Origin of the sequence: Serratia rhizosphaerae (assembly GCF_009817885.1) — a bacterium.
GTDB lineage: Bacteria > Pseudomonadota > Gammaproteobacteria > Enterobacterales > Enterobacteriaceae > Serratia_B > Serratia_B rhizosphaerae.
Map to the genome: position 1 here is coordinate 49,993 of NZ_CP041764.1, position 15,656 is coordinate 65,648.

The following is a 15,656-nucleotide window of genomic DNA, read 5'->3' on the forward strand; positions in this document are numbered from 1 at the left end:
AGTCACTCCTGATTTTTGGTAATAAAAACCCGACTTATTAGCCGGGTTAGAAATATCTATCAGAGTCAAGAACAAGCATGCTGGTATTAAACAGTATCCTTCGCATGTTAATTACCGAAGTGTTCCCTGATTGGTAAACGGATGAGAATTTACCGAAGATGTCACCTGTTGCATTCATTCCTACCCCGACATTATAAATCGTCCCATAATTCCCCCAGTTACGGCCATCAATACCAAATTGAAAGACGGGAACCATGGGGCGAGCAATATCCGCATTGAATGAACCATCACCGTTAAAATTGCGAATGCTCTGGTAAATGAGCGGTGTATATCCTGTCGTGAATGTCAACTCCCCGGCTGTATTGTAAACCTCTATCCCGTAATCCTGCCTGGTCAAACTGGGGACGTTACTCGCAACCACAATGCGCATCGGCATGCTAATGCCGTCCTGTGTTGCTTCTCGGCCGATTTCTCGCCAGCCTTCGATATGATCGCCATTGCGGATAAGCCCAACGTCATCACCGCCGGACCAGCTGGCAAAGATAACCGCACTGTCTCGACCTTCCACATTATCAGGGATCCTCCAGTTTCCTGTGAATGTGATCTCTTCCATGTGGGTAATATAGGAAAGTTGCTTTGCGCCAATCGTGGTGAGCTGAGTAGAGTCCTGAAGCAAGATGCCATAATCACTGGCAATGGTGGCGCCGGTTATTTCGTAAATAGTCACGTCAAACCCGCCGCTGCTGGGCCACCTGTCATGATAAAAACGCACCCCTTTTCCTTCCTGAGCCCACCCGTTGCAGCCCAGATTAGAAAATGGATAGTAAACATGAACAGGCATTACCCCCACAGAACTACCGTCTGATATGTCGAGGGGGACATACGTCTCTGTTGCCCCGCCTGCTACTCGCACCTCCCCATTAAACACAATGCGGGCCATTCTCAGGCCCGCAGAGATATCCATCATTTTTCCACGCTGATTGCGAACAGAGATACCATATTCAGCCATTATCGAAGCTTCCCGATCCTAACCATCAGCTGATTATTGCCATCAGTAATATCGATGCGCTGGTTACTTTGGCGCATCGAACCCTGCCCCGGCGTTGTGCCGTTAATTTCAACGGTGCCGGTGCGAAAACCAATGCGCATCCCTGTAGCGCCAGGGGCGTAATCATCCGACTGGAGATAATCGCCAATTTTCCCGCTGGTAATTGAGGCATTTTTTATTTTCGCCTCAGTGATCGACGCGTTCTGAATAAAGGCATCGCTAATGAACACCTGCCCGTCAACTACAGCGAATGGCGAATACTGCGTATCACCACTGCCGCTCATTAGCACGAACTGATTGGCATTAAAGCCAATGCGCGTCACGACAGGCTTGCCAGCTTCGGCAAGTACAGCGATCGACATGCCAGCACTGTAAAAAACGCCGTTTATTCGGACGCCAGCTTTCAACGTGTGGATTGCCGTTGCGCCGTCGGCGTCCACAGTGGCCGTCAACTTATCTTCCAACACGGCTGTCATATCGCCGATCTGCGCCTGAACCTGCGTTGACAGCTCTGCCAGCGCTTTATCAACCTGCGCAATTGTCGTTTTCACAACGAGAATATCGGCCCGTACCTCGCCGTATTGCGACCACTGGTGCTCCACCGTCGCATTGTTAGCTAGCGCATTTTGGATGATGGCATCAATATTCGTGTTAATGTCGCCGGTCAGCCGTTCGCCGTCTTTATCCGTCAAAAAACCGTCGCCGATACCTTCCAAATAATCACCGGCATCTGCGTTTGATAGTCCTCTAATCCAGCCTGTCCAATCCCCCTGATTCCCCGTACGGTCAATGAGCCGCGCCCGATACCAAAATTCCTGACCGGCTTTCAACCCCATCTGCTCGTATGAGCGCTGCGGATACGGCACGTCAGCAAGCAGCAGCGCGCGTTCGCCGGCAGCGTTATCTGCATACTCGATTTCCGTTTTCAGCGTGTCCTCTGCACCCGACGGGAATCCCCACGCCAAGTGGATACCCCACAACAGCGGCGTGGCCGCGAACCCGACCGGCATCGGCGGCTTGCCTTCTTTCCCTTTCAGATAGGTTTCCATCGACGTCGCCCAGACAGACGACACGTCGCTCGCGTTTATCGCGCGCACGCGCACCAGGTAACGCCCGGCGTAGACGCCCGGCACTTCAAACCCTAGCGTTGACGTTCGCGGCATCGATACCCAGTTGCCGTTGTCTTTTCTCCACTCTGCCTCATACGCTACAGCGTTATCCACGGCATCCCACGCCGCGCGCATCGTCGTGACTGCGATCCCCTGGCTAACCGACGAATAGCTATCAATGACGATGTTTTTCGGCGGCGCCTGCACGCCGGGCGGAATGACGCTGATCGGCCGCTCATCCAGCCGCGCGCCGGTATCAATGGCGTCATATTTCCCCGGCTCATGCCAAACTGCGGTGATCGTGAACGTGCCATTATCATTATCTGAAACGTTAGATACTCGATACTGCTGAACAGTGAGATCGCCCGCATCAATAGACCACACTGCCTCTGCCTCCAGAGGCTCGCTGTATGATGTAGAAACAGTGACAATATGCTCATTCACGGCCATCACTGTGCGCGCCTGCGACCTGCCAGACGGCAGATTCACCTGCAGCCTGTCGCCAACTTTTACATCTGCAACACGATCAAGCGTGATATTGCGGCCGTCTACCGATGAAATGCGCCCTCCCATGACCCGCCCAGACAGCATCTGATCAGCAACACCGATAATGTGGCCAGGCAAAGCAATAAAGCCATCAAGTCCCGTGGAAAACGACACGCTGCGGTCATTGCTGTTCGTCAGCAGCGCCCAGCGGCCGCGCCGGTTCGCTTCCGTCTGCCTGGTGCAACCGATCGCTGAAATTTCTGTCTGGTTGATGCCATACCGGCGCACCAGCGCATTTTCCGCGACCGCTTCGACTTCATCCTGATAGTGATTGTTTGGGTTTGACCAACTCACCATCGCCGTGGTGTAGCGGTTGCGCTGGCTGCCGCCCTGATAGTGGAATTTGCCGTCAATGACGTTTGCACGGGTGTAGACGTAGTCGATGTCGCGCGGCATGTCAGCCAGCGCGCAGGCCTGATTGTTAGCCCAGTACGTCATACCCCGGAAAATTGACGCTATATCACGCAACACGGTGAACGCTTCATTCTGCGACTGGATGTAGACGTCACAGAGGAACCGCGGCTCTTTCCCGTCGCCGCCCCGGCCGTCCGGCACCAGTTGATCGCAATACTGGGCGATGCGGTACAGCTCCACTTCGTCAACTTGCGTCGCGTCGAGGCGGTCACCGAGGCCAAGCCGCTTATCCAGCAAAATGTCGTAGAACACCCAGGCAGGGTTGTTCGAGTATGCCCACTTAAACGAGCCGTCCCAGACGCCGCTGTAGGTGCGGGTCGCAGGGTCATAGTTCGTCGGAACCCGGATTATCCGCCCGTTTGGCTTGCAGCTGATACGAGGAATTTGTTGGAACTGCTTTGCGTCGTAAGAGACAAACAGCAGCGCAGTGTTCGGGTAGCGCAGTTTTGCGTCGATCACTTCCGTGATCGCCTCGATGTTCATGCGATCGACGATGTTTGTTGACGTCGAATCAGGCGTTAGGCGCCGTATGCGTATCTGCCAGCCGGTCGTGGATTTCGGTAAATCAACTCGGTGGCTGCGCTCATACAGCGTCGTGGTCTTGTCGTCAACCGCGCCGTTGAGAACCGTCTCATATGCTCCGCCGTCGGTCGAAAGGTCAATCGCATACTCAACCCGCGTACCAACGCGATCGCCGTTATCCTGCTGGCGCAGCAGCGTCGGCCAGCCGACACGCAGACGAACGGCAGACAGCTGCGTGTTGCTGATTGACCGCACCCACGGTTGAGAGGATTTCAGCTCTGTTTCAATTCTGATTTCGTTCTCGGCGCCGGGTATGCCCTGGATATAACCCTGCGACTGCGTTCCCGGGCGAAATTCCCACTGCACGCCGGGGAAGTTCGATGTACCGTCTGGAGCCTGCAGCGGCGTACCATCGAGAAAAATATTCGTGCCATCCAGACCGCCGGCGAATTCCCCTTCGCCAAGCGCCAGCAGGATTTTGGCGCGCGCAATGGACTGGATACTGTCGGGCGACTCGGTCGGCGTGTGGCCGCCACCGCCACCACCTTTCCGCCCCTGAATGATGTTTTCCATGATTTCGCCCATAAAAAAAGCCCGCCGAAGCGAGCCTGTTAAACACTGAAAAAATTACTGCTGGTCTTCGGCGTAGATGCCGGCAGAGATAATCGCGCCGCCGATCTCCCGGCTGCCGTACAAGACACCAACGGGATTACCTTGCGCGGTGGAGTTGACCGGGCCGCCGAATGCATAGCTGGGTTTATTATCGGCGTCCTGGCTGATGGACAGACCGCTAGGCTGCGGTGAAAGCATCTGGACGACGCCGCCGATAGCCAAAGAGGCACCAGTCATCGCCAATCCAGTAGAGAGCGTGCCCCACGCTGCCATTGATGTGCCACCAGTCCAGAAGGCAGCGACAATTAGCGCAGCACCTAAAATAGTTTGGAATAAACCGCCCCTTTTACTCCCGATCACTATAGGCATGATGCGGATAGTCTCGGTTCCTTTGGTCATTCCCAAGTCATTTTCGCCGATATTTTTATCACCAACGAAAACGGCAAAAGTCAGTCCTCGTTGCTGGGCTTCATTCATAAACCGTTCAAACCCCGGGATCATGCTCTTTAATGCCCGTATTGCGTGGGGAACATCGCGCGCACGATACTTGAATTCATGGACAAATTTTTTCCCTAATACCCCGCCAAGGCAGATTGTTCGCACAGGTTGCTCGTTCAGTTCCATATTTCACCCAATAAAAAACCCGGCAGTTACGCCGGGTTTGTTGTTGATTAAATCTACGTCAGCATTTAGTCTCAGCCTGCAGCGTCCTGATAAACGTATTGGAATACTCAGAATCTACAACTTTGCATCCTGAAACCTGTTCTATTGCGGATATCTGAGCCTTTTTTAACGCTATTGCATCAAAACCTACGCTTTCTCCGCCAAAAGCCTCATATCTGTTATTACCGGTTGTTATTACGTGGATTTCATAATTGCCAATAGTTACATCCTTGCGGCTCGGATCTGTCATCTTTCCGGTATATGTCGAAGAGCATCCAGCCAACACCAACGCAGCCAGGGGGAGGATTAATTTTTTCATCGGCACTTCCTTCGCTATTTTCAAGTATCGTAGCAGACGGACGCACCGATAAAAACTATCCCATTAACTCTACACGCCTGACTATTTTCACCGTGCGATCCCGGAAATATCCGCCGTAGGGCACGCGCTGGCTCAGTTGTCCGTAGAGGTGGTGCAGCAGCATGTTTCCATCCAGCAGGATCCCCGCGTGGTTCGGCACCGGCGCCGACACCTGCATGATCACCATATCGCCCACCTGCGGTGGCCCGTCGAACTCCCGAAAGCCGCAGCCGTGCCAGTTCTCCATGTAGAGATCTTCGCCCTGTTCCCACCAGTGCCGCTCTACGCTGTAATTGTGGAGTATTAGCCCGTGCTCCTGCCGGTAGTAATCCATAATCAGCGACCAGCAATCTGCATGCCCCAGCACGAACTGGCGCCCTACCAGCGGCCGATCGCCGCGCGGGTAAATCGTTCTAATGTCGCCCTCCGGCCAAGATGCAATCACGAACGGCAGCTCGTTCACATCGCACTGCAGCTGGTCAAGCTCGCTCGGCTGCGTTGTCGCGCCGTCGCCGGGGTGGCTATGCACAATGGCGACCACTTCACCCCAGTCTTCCGCCGCGGCGTAGCCGGCCGGATCCAGTTCGAAATGCTCCACCGGCTCTGCCGATAAATTTGCACAGGGAAAATATCGCTCAACACGACCGCACTGCGCCAGCACGCCGCAGCACTCGTTCGGGAATTCGCGCTGCGCATGCGCCAGGATGGCATCAATCGTTTTTTGTCGCATGCTACCTCCGTATGAGCGCCGAACCGGGGAAGCCGCCGAAATCCAGTTCTTCATTTTCACCAAACCGCTTTTTGCAGTCCGTCAGCAGGCCCGAACACTCATCTTTCGCTGGGTCATCCGTTGGATTTCCGTTTTTATCAAACCAGCCATTCTGGCCGGCGTAGCCGCACCCGTCGCCGGTTTTGTACTGCCCGCGCATGCACCAAGTGCATAGCGATGTGATTTGCCGCGTCGGGATACGCAGCCCCTGCAGATCCATCGGACTCGACAGCGTGAACTCGACAGCCTCGTTATCCTCGGCGCTCTTGCTGTCGATGTAGAAAACCTGCTTAAACTCCTGCTCCGGGTCGGCCTGCGGGTTGCCATCGGGAAAGTTGCGCGCATCTAGATAATGCACGAAGGTGTCACGAATGGTCACCTTCGCCTTGACCATGTCGTCAAACTGAAGACATAGCGCCGTAATTAACCCGTCAATATTGGCAACTGTTAATTTTGGCTCAGCACCTTGTCCCTCTGAAGATATCTCAATGCCCTCTATGCTATGCGGCCACGGACCGTATTCGTCTCCTTGCCACCATATAGGTTTGGTCGCCAACTTTGACTCATCTCCTCCGGCAGCAACCAGTTCTTCTGGCGTGAATGGCAGAGTGTCGTTGTGAAAACGAAGAATATCGGCGCCGAACTTTGTACCGTCCACCTCGACCAGGCGAATGCGGTTACCCGGCTCTAATTTCTGCAGGTCTGAATTCAGCATGATTGATCTCAGTTAAACGCTGAAGGCTTCAGTAAACGTGGCCGTCAGTGAGTAGTTATCGCCGCCCATCGCTACCGGCTTATAACCCTCGCAGCGATATAGGCCCAGGATGTTATTCGGAGGCGTCCATTGAAATGACTTCACCCCATAATGGTCTTCAAGGAAGGCAATGATTGGTGCGATGTAGTCATACTTGCCGACAAACGACAGATCCCAAGAACGTCTTATTGGATTTATTCCATCGCCGGCGACCTGCTCATACCCGTCACCAAACTGCGCCTTCCTTATCCGAAACCGGGTATCTCCGACGGCATTGACGCGCGCCGGATAGCTGAATGTTTTAATCGTCATCGCATCCCCTTAATGGCGTTCCATATTGGCTGGCCAGGCTTCAGGTTGCGGTTGATAACCTTCTGGCTTTCCTGTGCAGCAATGTTGCCCATCTGCTTGCCGAACTCTTCCCAGCCAGGATCAGACTGAGTGCTGACGTTGCCGTTGCCGCCTTCAATGGTGATATAAACGTTAGGCGCTGCAGAAGCCTGCGCCGGCGCCTGAATGGCCCTTACCCCCAGAGAACCGTCCGCCCCACGCTTAAGTGGCATGATTGCTTCCGGCCCTGCCTCGCCCATGAGGCCAGCCCCTTTAGCAAACGCGAACATCGTCGGACTGCTAACGACCTGCCCGCTGTACGCACTCAGCGACGGTGATGAATAAACACCGCCTTTGGCGTTAGGGAATGTGGGGACTGGGCCGGGGTTGTTCCCGCCGCTGGCACCGCCGCCAAAGCTCATGAACGTAGACAAAATGGTTTTTGTCAGCAGTGCCTGGGCAGCCATGTCTATCAGGTTCTGGACGATGGATTGCGTCAGCGATGAGAACAGCCCCACCATGGTGTCCTTGAATGACTGCGTACCGGTCAGGAGTCCGGTCAGTGCGTTGGTCGTACGTTCTTTTACCGTGTCCACCAGCCCAATCTGCAGCTTGTTGACGCGGCTTTGCCCGGCATACAGGTTCAACGCTTGCTGATACTGCGCCTCGGAGGACTCCTCTGTTGCAGCTTGCATCAACTGTTCGTAGCGCTGTTTGTCGATGTAGCCCTGCTGGTAATACGCCTGATACTGCGCCTGCTGCTGCGCAAGCTGGTTGCTCAGTTGCACCGACGGATCAACGTCACCGGCGATGTTCTGCCGGGGCGCCGCAATAGCATCAGCTTCCGCCTTCAGTCGCTGGCGCGCCATGTCCTGCTGCAGTGTCACTCGGGAAACAAGATACTCACGCTCAGTCAGTAATCTGGCGTCATACAACGCTTTCAGTTCCCGACTGGTTTCCTGCTCCTCACGTATCGCTGCCTTACCTGGCGCATACTGCTCAGCAAGATCTTGCCGCTGGCGCTGGTAGTTCTCAGCATTCAACAGCATAGTGCGTTGAATATCAGCCTGGCTGGCGCCGGCCGCTTTGCCGGCGGCTAAAAGTTTGGCCTGTGAGTTTGTCTCCTCCAGCGCAATCTTCGCCAGGCTGGTTGCATGAGCAATTTCAATATCCCGGCGCAGCTGCTGATACTGCTTCAGTGCCTGCTGGCCTTTTTTATCAGCCTTTGCAGGGTCTTCACCACTCCACGGGGTTTCGACACCAGAACCCGCCGTGCCAAGCTTTGCAATCGCACTCGAAATGGCATTGGCGCCATCGACACTACCGGAGATAATACCGGCCATGCCGTTTTGCATGGCGTCCATTGCGCTCTTGGCATTAGCCAGGTTCTTTTGGGTGGTGGATGTCGCTGTGTTGATATCCTCAAGTTGCCCCTTCAGCGCATTCCGCTCTTTTTCAAGTTCGGCGGGATCTGAATAAAGAAAACCCAGCATGCCGCCACGTCGATCCCGTGCGGTATTAATGCGCGTGTCGCTTAACTGCCCCAGTTGGCTCTGTATCTTCGCACGCTCTTCGTTCAGGTTTTTCAGCTGGTCCTCAAAATCATCAACCTTGATCGCGATTTTCGTCTGGGACAGCTTGAGCAGTTCTGCAGTCGTGACAACCACTGCATCCTTCAATTCCAGCGCGGACTGACGCGCCAGTTTGTTTTGCTCATGAAAATACAGAATTGCCGAGCCCGCTAACATGGCGGCGCCGAACGGGCCGCCGACCAATGCCAGGGCGCCACGGGCGGCACCCACGGCGATTGACGCCGCACGCGCAGAAATGGACAGACGCTTATTGGCCGCATCCAGCTGCGTCTTGGCAATTGTCGCGGCTCGCGTGGCTTCCGTTTCCTCCCTGATCAGGCGATTGTAGTCAGCGGTGTAACTGACGTTCATCCCAAACTGTTTTGCCGTTTTTTCCATGGCGCGAACGCGGCCAAATTCGGCATTATTCTGCACAAGCGTGGCATTGGCTGCATCAAGCGTTTTCTGTGCGATAGCGGCCTGAGAAAGCGACGCCGCGCGGACTGCCGCTTGCTGCTCCCGCCAGGCGCCAATACTTTCACGGATACCGGATGTCAGCTTCGTTGATAAAACGGGGATTAACGTGTACAGCGCCACGCTGGCAATCATGTTGAAATTGTCAGCCAGGCCGTTAATGGCCTCGGTCACGCTCTGGACTCCGCTGCGCAGAGGACCGCCGCTTGCCTGGCCGACTTTGATAATCAGCCCCTCAAAGGCACTGGTCAGCCCCATCAGATCGCCGTTCAGGTTATCGACACGCGTTGCGGCCTGTTCATGCGCTGTCTGTGTCCCGGTTAATGAACGGGTCAGATCATCCAGCTTCGAGCGATTACTCACGAGGACCGAAGCAGCGTTGATGTTCTCCAGACCGAACAGCTTCACGGCTTGTGACGTTGACAGGTTTTTCTTTTCGAGGTTTTCCAGTGCCGTGCTCAGCCCCACAACAGACGGCTTTAACGTTTTATCCGTGCCTTTCTCAAGGTTCAGGATCACGTTACGTAGCGCAGTTCCCGCTTCACCGCCTTTAATCTCTCGCTCGGCCAAAACCTGAATGGCGGCATTTAACTGCTCAAAACCGACACCGGCTTGCGCAGCGGCCACGCCGCCGTTTTTAATCGCTGCAGCGGTATCAGCAATTTCAGACGAGCCGTATTTAGCACCGGCGGCCAAAACGTTGATGTAGCGATCGGCCTCACTGGCACTGGCGCCAAACTGATTCAGTGAAAGCGCCAGCGTCCTCGTCGCATCCGGCAGTGTCGTGCCGGCGGCCTGAGCCAAAATCAGCGCACTGTTTGTCGCCGTCGTCAGACCGTCAGCAGTTTTCAGAAGTTCCGGCTTGGCGCTGGCCATCAGCTTCAATGCTTCAGCAGCCTGACTGGCACTGTACTCCGTCGTGCGGCCCATTTGCTGCGCCGCCTCGTCGAGCTGCTTCAACTGACTGCCGGTGGCACCGGTGATCGCAGACAGGTCAGACAGTGCCTGGCCATACTGCCGAGTTGTCGTGATGATACTGCCCAGAGAAAAGCCCAGGCCGGCAACGCCCGCCAGTCCCGCCAGGCTCCCTCTTAAGCGGCCGACTGTCTGGCTAACTCGCTGATACGCTTCATCGGTTTTTTTAGCGTCCTGCTGAGCCTGTTTATTAAACCGGCCGGACTGATCACCAGCAGTCCGGTATGCTGCGACCAGTTTATTACGAAAATTGGCGTCGTTGAGATACAACCCGACAGCCAACGATGCTACATCAGCCATTCCCAAGCACCTTCATGACAGCAGCACACTGCGCATCAACATCACTTCGCGCCAGCTGCTCGGGTTGATGAACAACGGACTCATCATCTGCATCGGCGGTAATGCCCTGCAGCTTGAAGTACGCCCGCCAGTGATTAAGGATCTGCGCCGGGAGTCCGGCTATTTTTCTAGGGTCTGACTCACCCCAGCGATCGGCTAATTGAAAAACCAGCATCAGCCAGGGCGAGTCAGTTAGTTTTTTTCAGCGTCTTCCAGCGTGCCGACCGCATGCCGTTTCACCGTGCTGATCGCAGCCACCAACGTCGGGTTATCGTGCTCCCTCAGCAGCTCATCAACACTCGGCAGCGCGCTGACCGGCACCGGTTTCCCGTCAGGGGTCATGATGCATGACAGCAACAACTCAACGTTCAAGCGTGCGGCCGTCTTCATGTCGTCGGCTTCAATCGCCGCTTTCATTGCGTCTTCATTGTCCTGCAGCTCTGCGGCCTTGAGGCGGCGAATAAATACCTGGGTGCCAAAAATCGACACCTCGGTAACATGGTTATCAGACTGCAGCAGCGCAGATTTCAATGCTTTCAGGTCGTATTTATCGGCCATCTTGATCCCTTATTTGACGGTAACGGTTGCAACGGCACTATTTACTGGCTCGGCACCTTCGGCAGTAATCACTGCCAGATAAGCGCCGGCATCCGCCGCAACAACAGAGTTTTTGGAATAGGTAGCAGCGTTAGCGCCGGCAATATCTGCGCCGTCTTTCTGCCATTGATATTTCACGGACTTGCCGTTGCTTGAAATAGCCGCAACAGTCAGGGACAAATTGCCCCCAACTGCCAAATCAGCGCCTTGCGGCTGTGTTGTTACGCTGATCACGCCTTTGGGGTGGCGGTGCCCCAGGTGTTGTTGTTCTGCTTGCCCTGCACTGTGATCTGAATGACCTCGCTCGCCGGCGCGGTGATTTCGTTCATCTTCCAGCCAGACAGTGACAGAATTGACGTGGACGTACGGCCGTTTGGAAGTTCAACGTAAAACTGCACAGTTTCACGGTCGTCAGCTGCAGTGAGGAACGCAGCAAAATCTTCATTGGCCGGATCGTCAATAAAGCCGATCGACTTCTCTGCGCCTTCCGGCAGGTCAGAAATAAACTGCTTGGTGGTATCAATCAGTGTGGTGCAGTCAACAAAGCTGCCGGTTTGCCCCATCTCACCGACCGCTTTGCAGTTGATCAGTGGTTTCATTGTTGCAGCGTCAGCACCAACTGCGCCCCATTTTACGATCGTGCCAGCGGGCAGCATGGCGTACTCTGGCGAAGTTTTATCAGCCATAATTTTCTCTCTCTCTTAATGATGGTGGCAGCGGTCGCTACCGGTTTTCGATGCCGTAGCGGATTTCTGCCGCCAGGATGCGTAATACCTGAGTTTTGTTGTAATCAAGCGCCGGACGAATGAAAGGATCGGCAACTTGTTTCACCGTGCCAAATTCCTGCGCCAGCGCTTTCATATGGTGCGCTTTGCTGGGGCCGACACGCAGTGTTATCTGCGCACGTCCTCGCGTTGTAGAGCGAATAGTGATGTCGTCGCGCATATGCGGACCACTTGATGATTCGTCGTAACCCGCATGCTGCTGCATATCTTCCCGCACTGGCACCAGCGCGGCACGGCCGGCATCTCGCAAAATTTTGGTGGAAACATCACGTCCGAGCGCTTCAAGCTGACGCGCCAATTCATCCATACCGGTCACTTTGATACCAATCATGTGGCGTCCTCCGGGTAGCAGATGACGTAATCGCGCACCAGCCGGTACTGCACGCTGTTGTTTGTCAGCGTAGTGGCACCCTGCAACATCGTCCCGCGTGTCACAGTCTGAACCGGCCAGCGGCCTATATGGCCATGCTGAATGCTCTCCCAAGCGGTGCAAATGGCCTTATCCAGTTCGAGCAGGTGAGCATAATCGTCGATTACATACAACGTGACCTGAAAACGCCCCTGCACCAGTGCGGTGCTGGCCAGACCGGTATCAAATTTCGGATCAGTGATTTTCTGGTAGGTCACGCCCTCCTGTTCCGGGTCAGGCAGCAACAGCGGGTAAGCAGGAAGGCTCGTCAGTGCCTCCAGTGCTGTTTTGATTTCATACTCGATCATGGCGAATATCAGCCTCCGCCGTAATTAACAACCGGTCAGGCTGCGAACGGTCAGGCGCGCGAACGGTAAAGCTTCGCTGCTGAAAAATCACCTGCCAGTCAACGGTGACTTCTTCCCGAGGTCGCAGCGTAAACAGCATGGTTTCCACCACCTGCCCCTGCTCACCGGTGCGGATCTTGCGGTTGGAAATCGGTTCTGCATCCGCCCAGACTTCAGCGACGAACTCGAAAGATTTCACCGGTGCGCCTGTCTTATCATCGCGAATGGTGATAGGTCGAAGCAGACGAATGCGAAAACGCAGTTGACCTGCGCGTAATGATTTCATAGCCCGTAAATCCGATAGGGTTGGAGTAAAGACTCGACAGCCAGAGGCAGCTTTGATGCAGATGCACCAACAACGGCAGCTTCGCGGTTAGCGTACCAGTGCCCGACGCAAAGCAGCATGGCGGTTCGTACATCGTCATCCAGCAAAAGGTGATCTTCATCGTCTTCGTAGCCAGGGTCTGACGCGCTGGCATAAAGTGTGCGGCGGGTATACATCTCAACATGTTTTTTCGCCGCACCGATATAGACGCCGATCAGGTTGTCATCCGCACTGAAATCAGGCTCCAGGCGGCAATGCTCTTTCACCAATTCCAGCTCTAACATGGCTCACCTTACTTTTTGGTTTTCTTAGCCGCTTCTGGCTGTTCCGGCTGCTCCGGCTGCTCCGGCTGCTCCGGCTGCTCCGGCTGCTCCGGCTGCTCCGGCTGCTCCGGCTGCTCCGGCTGCTCCGGCTGCTCCGGCTGCTCCGCAGGATTATCGTCATTCGCCTGCTCAGCGTAGCCTTTCTTGATCAGTTCACGACCGTGAAGCTCCTGCGTGTCGAAAAGCTCTCCGTCGTTGATCACCCGATAGCCGAATAAAATCGGCACCAGCGCTTTCACTTTCATAGGGGTCTCCAGAAAGCGGCCCGAAGGCCGCGTGTTTTTTTGTGATTAGCCTGCTGATGGTGGTGCAGGCGCGGTGAATGCGCCGGTAACGAAGGCCTCAGGACGTTTAACAGCCAGTGCCACTCGTTCCTCGCAACGAATCGAGATCATGTTTTTCTCGAAGTCGTCGGCGTTTTCGGTACTGATCACCACGTTGGCTTCTTCACGATCGAAGAGCTGCGCGCCGGCGCTGAATGCCCCGGTCAGGAATTTGCCCAAGAATGCTGCGGATTCTGTTGCAACAACAGGCAGCCCCCACAACGTCGGGCCGGTGAGCGCAGATGGATTGGCCAGGATGTAACGTCCCAGCGTATCCTTGGTCAGCTCAATCTTGGCCCAGTCGGTAAAGTGCAGCACATGACCGGTTGCCGGGAAGCGCGCAAGTTGAGCCTGCAGCATCGCCAGGCGAAGATCATCAATGCCGTTTTGCATCGCTACTTCAAACGCCGGCGTGTACTTCGATGCCTGCGGCATAATGCCTTCCAGATGAGCACCAGTGCCATCACCGAACAGAATTTCCTGTTCTTCGACATACTTCAGGCCGTAGCGCATTTCTGCATCCACCGTTGATTGCAGCTGCGCGAAGTCATCCAAAATCTGCTTGGAGGCTTTGAACATGTGCGCCAATGTGCGTACCGGCGTGATTTTTTCCGCGAACTGAATATCGCTGTATGGCTTTGCGGTATTTTCAGGTACGGCAGCGGCCTTGTTGGTAAATCCGGTTTGTTGCACCCAATAAATGGTGCTGCTACCGGTGGTACCCGGCGCGATCAAATCACGAATAAACAGGCGTTGTTTCGGTGCAGTATCGATACCCGGCAGGCGTTGCGGCGCCACAATCTGCCCAGGCACATCGGTAGAAATCAGTGTGGCGTTGACTGGGATACTCAAGCGCTGGTTGCCCTGAATACCGGATGCGAAGTCTTTCAGCGCAGCGGCCGAAATCACCTGTTGACCTACAGACTGAACAACTTCAGCGGCCCGATTCAGTGGCATCTGCGCCACGTGCTGCTCCAGTTCACCCAGTGCGGCCTTCAGGGTTTTCTCTGCCGCTTTCATGGCGTTCAGTTCAGTCGCCATTTTATCAACAGCGTCCTTGGTCTCTGCGGACAGCTCACCGGACTTTTTCGCTTCTTTCAGCGCATCCTCTGCCTTGGCGTTAAATTTGCTGGTTGCATCTTCGATCGATGCGGTGACTTTCTTCAGGATCTCATTAACTTCAGACATAATTTCTCCAAATAATTAGCACGCCGCGCACAGCCCGCTCAATGCGGCGTCCAGCTTGGCAAGGATTTCAGGTGATGGTTCGGTAGCGCTCGGCGTACCAGTTGGATCGGTAACAGCGCCTGGCGTGTTACCCGTTAAAGATTTCAGTAGTTTTCGTCGTTCTGACCGTGGGGTGTTGGTTTTGGCCAGTAGGGAATCCAGTTTGCGCAACGCTGCAGCTGGTGAATCATCATCACCCGCAACCGCATCAGACGACAGCAGACTGTCGGCCAGCCCCTTCTCTATGGCGTCACTGCCGCCAATGTAGGTCTCGCCGTCCATCATTTGCTTGATGGTGTCGCTGTCGAGGCCGGAACGGGCAGCATAAATATCAGCCATGGCGTTATCGAATGGCTCCAGGTATTCAGCCATTGATGCAAAGTCGTGGCGATTACCAAGCGCCACCACCCAACAGTTATGGATCATCAGAAAAGCACCGCGGCCGATTTGAATCTCGTCACCGGCCATCGCAATGATTGAGGCCGCACTGGCAGCCAGTCCCAGCACCTTCACGGTCACTTTGCCCTGGTACTCTCGCAACAGGTTGTAAATCGCCAGCCCCTCAAACATGTCACCGCCAGGCGAGTTAATGTTTACGGTCACATCAGCACCATTCATCGAACGTAGCGCGCCGGCGATACGCTTAACTGAAACGCCTTCGCCCCAGTAGTCCTGGCCAATCACGTCGAATACCGAAATGGAATTATCGTCAGATGCGGCAGCTTTCAGCCCACCATTCCAGCGTTCCAAGGCCGATGGTAGCGGCTCGCAGGTTACACCCGCGCAGGGGCGCCCCGCCGGCGCCGCCGGAAGTTGTTTTTTTGTCATGGGTGTTG

The 15,656-nt window shown here is 55.0% G+C and carries 19 protein-coding genes; all 19 read right to left on the reverse strand.

Annotation, left to right across the window (positions count from 1 at the left end; translation table 11 throughout):
• Window positions 1–46: 46 nt before the first annotated feature.
• The 19 genes from FO014_RS00245 to FO014_RS00335 are packed head-to-tail and all read right to left on the reverse strand — an operon-like array spanning window position 47 to window position 15,648.
• Window positions 47–1,009: a DUF6453 family protein gene (locus FO014_RS00245; protein ID WP_160026911.1), complete on the reverse strand. Its 963-nt coding sequence runs from the start codon at window positions 1,007–1,009 to the stop codon at window positions 47–49.
• Window positions 1,009–4,212 carry a TipJ family phage tail tip protein gene (locus FO014_RS00250; protein ID WP_160031308.1) on the reverse strand — a complete coding sequence of 1,068 codons (3,204 nt, stop codon included), beginning with the start codon at window positions 4,210–4,212 and terminating at the stop codon, window positions 1,009–1,011. The genes FO014_RS00245 and FO014_RS00250 overlap by 1 nt, the downstream gene beginning before the upstream one ends.
• A 54-nt stretch (window positions 4,213–4,266) precedes the next feature.
• The gene (locus tag FO014_RS00255) at window positions 4,267–4,875 is read right to left on the reverse strand and encodes a tail assembly protein (RefSeq protein ID WP_160026913.1); all 609 of its coding nucleotides are present in this window, start codon (window positions 4,873–4,875) and stop codon (window positions 4,267–4,269) included.
• A 58-nt stretch (window positions 4,876–4,933) separates the two neighbouring features.
• Window positions 4,934–5,233, reverse strand: coding sequence for a hypothetical protein (locus tag FO014_RS00260; RefSeq protein ID WP_160026915.1), 300 nt, complete (start codon window positions 5,231–5,233; stop codon window positions 4,934–4,936).
• A 55-nt stretch (window positions 5,234–5,288) separates the two neighbouring features.
• Window positions 5,289–6,002 (reverse strand): C40 family peptidase, encoded by a 714-nt coding sequence (locus tag FO014_RS00265; protein ID WP_160026917.1) that lies wholly within the window; start codon window positions 6,000–6,002, stop codon window positions 5,289–5,291.
• Between the two features lies 1 nt (window position 6,003).
• On the reverse strand, window positions 6,004–6,759 hold the full coding sequence (locus FO014_RS00270) for a phage minor tail protein L (RefSeq protein ID WP_160031309.1): 756 nt from the start codon (window positions 6,757–6,759) through the stop codon (window positions 6,004–6,006).
• A gap of 9 nt (window positions 6,760–6,768) precedes the next feature.
• Entirely contained in the window at window positions 6,769–7,107 is a 339-nt protein-coding gene (locus tag FO014_RS00275; protein ID WP_160026919.1) for a phage tail protein, read from the reverse strand.
• Window positions 7,104–10,445 carry a phage tail tape measure protein gene (locus FO014_RS00280; protein ID WP_160026921.1) on the reverse strand — a complete coding sequence of 1,114 codons (3,342 nt, stop codon included), beginning with the start codon at window positions 10,443–10,445 and terminating at the stop codon, window positions 7,104–7,106. The genes FO014_RS00275 and FO014_RS00280 overlap by 4 nt, the downstream gene beginning before the upstream one ends.
• Entirely contained in the window at window positions 10,438–10,659 is a 222-nt protein-coding gene (locus tag FO014_RS00285) for a hypothetical protein (RefSeq protein ID WP_160026923.1), read from the reverse strand. The genes FO014_RS00280 and FO014_RS00285 overlap by 8 nt, the downstream gene beginning before the upstream one ends.
• Before the next feature lie 17 nt (window positions 10,660–10,676).
• Entirely contained in the window at window positions 10,677–11,042 is a 366-nt protein-coding gene (locus tag FO014_RS00290) for a phage tail protein (RefSeq protein WP_160026925.1), read from the reverse strand.
• A 9-nt stretch (window positions 11,043–11,051) separates the two neighbouring features.
• A complete protein-coding gene (locus tag FO014_RS00295) occupies window positions 11,052–11,261 on the reverse strand; it encodes a phage tail protein (protein ID WP_246168043.1) in 210 nt (69 codons plus the stop codon).
• 50 nt (window positions 11,262–11,311) lie between these two features.
• Complete coding sequence (locus FO014_RS00300) at window positions 11,312–11,767, reverse strand: phage tail protein (RefSeq protein ID WP_160026929.1); 456 nt, start codon at window positions 11,765–11,767, stop codon at window positions 11,312–11,314.
• Window positions 11,768–11,804: 37 nt separating this feature from the next.
• Entirely contained in the window at window positions 11,805–12,197 is a 393-nt protein-coding gene (locus FO014_RS00305; protein WP_160026931.1) for an HK97-gp10 family putative phage morphogenesis protein, read from the reverse strand.
• Window positions 12,194–12,583 (reverse strand): hypothetical protein, encoded by a 390-nt coding sequence (locus FO014_RS00310; protein ID WP_160026933.1) that lies wholly within the window; start codon window positions 12,581–12,583, stop codon window positions 12,194–12,196. Before FO014_RS00310 ends, FO014_RS00305 begins: the two co-directional genes overlap by 4 nt.
• The gene (locus FO014_RS00315; protein WP_160026935.1) at window positions 12,570–12,908 is read right to left on the reverse strand and encodes a phage head closure protein; all 339 of its coding nucleotides are present in this window, start codon (window positions 12,906–12,908) and stop codon (window positions 12,570–12,572) included. The genes FO014_RS00310 and FO014_RS00315 overlap by 14 nt, the downstream gene beginning before the upstream one ends.
• Complete coding sequence (locus tag FO014_RS00320; RefSeq protein WP_160026937.1) at window positions 12,905–13,231, reverse strand: head-tail connector protein; 327 nt, start codon at window positions 13,229–13,231, stop codon at window positions 12,905–12,907. The genes FO014_RS00315 and FO014_RS00320 overlap by 4 nt, the downstream gene beginning before the upstream one ends.
• 8 nt (window positions 13,232–13,239) lie before the next feature.
• Entirely contained in the window at window positions 13,240–13,515 is a 276-nt protein-coding gene (locus FO014_RS23870; RefSeq protein ID WP_246168044.1) for a DUF7210 family protein, read from the reverse strand.
• A 45-nt stretch (window positions 13,516–13,560) separates the two neighbouring features.
• Window positions 13,561–14,781, reverse strand: a complete 1,221-nt coding sequence (locus FO014_RS00330) for a phage major capsid protein (protein WP_160026939.1) — start codon at window positions 14,779–14,781, stop codon at window positions 13,561–13,563.
• 15 nt (window positions 14,782–14,796) lie between these two features.
• Window positions 14,797–15,648 (reverse strand): head maturation protease, ClpP-related, encoded by an 852-nt coding sequence (locus FO014_RS00335; RefSeq protein WP_160026941.1) that lies wholly within the window; start codon window positions 15,646–15,648, stop codon window positions 14,797–14,799.
• Window positions 15,649–15,656: the final 8 nt, after the last annotated feature.

Coding starts and splice junctions, on each gene's coding strand:
- FO014_RS00245 (WP_160026911.1), bottom strand. CDS start 1,009: ATGGCTGAATATGGTATCTCTGTTCGCAATCAGCGTGGAAAAATGATG.
- FO014_RS00250 (WP_160031308.1), bottom strand. CDS start 4,212: ATGGAAAACATCATTCAGGGGCGGAAAGGTGGTGGCGGTGGCGGCCAC.
- FO014_RS00255 (WP_160026913.1), bottom strand. CDS start 4,875: ATGGAACTGAACGAGCAACCTGTGCGAACAATCTGCCTTGGCGGGGTA.
- FO014_RS00260 (WP_160026915.1), bottom strand. CDS start 5,233: ATGAAAAAATTAATCCTCCCCCTGGCTGCGTTGGTGTTGGCTGGATGC.
- FO014_RS00265 (WP_160026917.1), bottom strand. CDS start 6,002: ATGCGACAAAAAACGATTGATGCCATCCTGGCGCATGCGCAGCGCGAA.
- FO014_RS00275 (WP_160026919.1), bottom strand. CDS start 7,107: ATGACGATTAAAACATTCAGCTATCCGGCGCGCGTCAATGCCGTCGGA.
- FO014_RS00280 (WP_160026921.1), bottom strand. CDS start 10,445: ATGGCTGATGTAGCATCGTTGGCTGTCGGGTTGTATCTCAACGACGCC.
- FO014_RS00285 (WP_160026923.1), bottom strand. CDS start 10,659: ATGCTGGTTTTTCAATTAGCCGATCGCTGGGGTGAGTCAGACCCTAGA.
- FO014_RS00290 (WP_160026925.1), bottom strand. CDS start 11,042: ATGGCCGATAAATACGACCTGAAAGCATTGAAATCTGCGCTGCTGCAG.
- FO014_RS00300 (WP_160026929.1), bottom strand. CDS start 11,767: ATGGCTGATAAAACTTCGCCAGAGTACGCCATGCTGCCCGCTGGCACG.
- FO014_RS00305 (WP_160026931.1), bottom strand. CDS start 12,197: ATGATTGGTATCAAAGTGACCGGTATGGATGAATTGGCGCGTCAGCTT.
- FO014_RS00310 (WP_160026933.1), bottom strand. CDS start 12,583: ATGATCGAGTATGAAATCAAAACAGCACTGGAGGCACTGACGAGCCTT.
- FO014_RS00315 (WP_160026935.1), bottom strand. CDS start 12,908: ATGAAATCATTACGCGCAGGTCAACTGCGTTTTCGCATTCGTCTGCTT.
- FO014_RS00320 (WP_160026937.1), bottom strand. CDS start 13,231: ATGTTAGAGCTGGAATTGGTGAAAGAGCATTGCCGCCTGGAGCCTGAT.
- FO014_RS23870 (WP_246168044.1), bottom strand. CDS start 13,515: ATGAAAGTGAAAGCGCTGGTGCCGATTTTATTCGGCTATCGGGTGATC.
- FO014_RS00330 (WP_160026939.1), bottom strand. CDS start 14,781: ATGTCTGAAGTTAATGAGATCCTGAAGAAAGTCACCGCATCGATCGAA.
- FO014_RS00335 (WP_160026941.1), bottom strand. CDS start 15,648: ATGACAAAAAAACAACTTCCGGCGGCGCCGGCGGGGCGCCCCTGCGCG.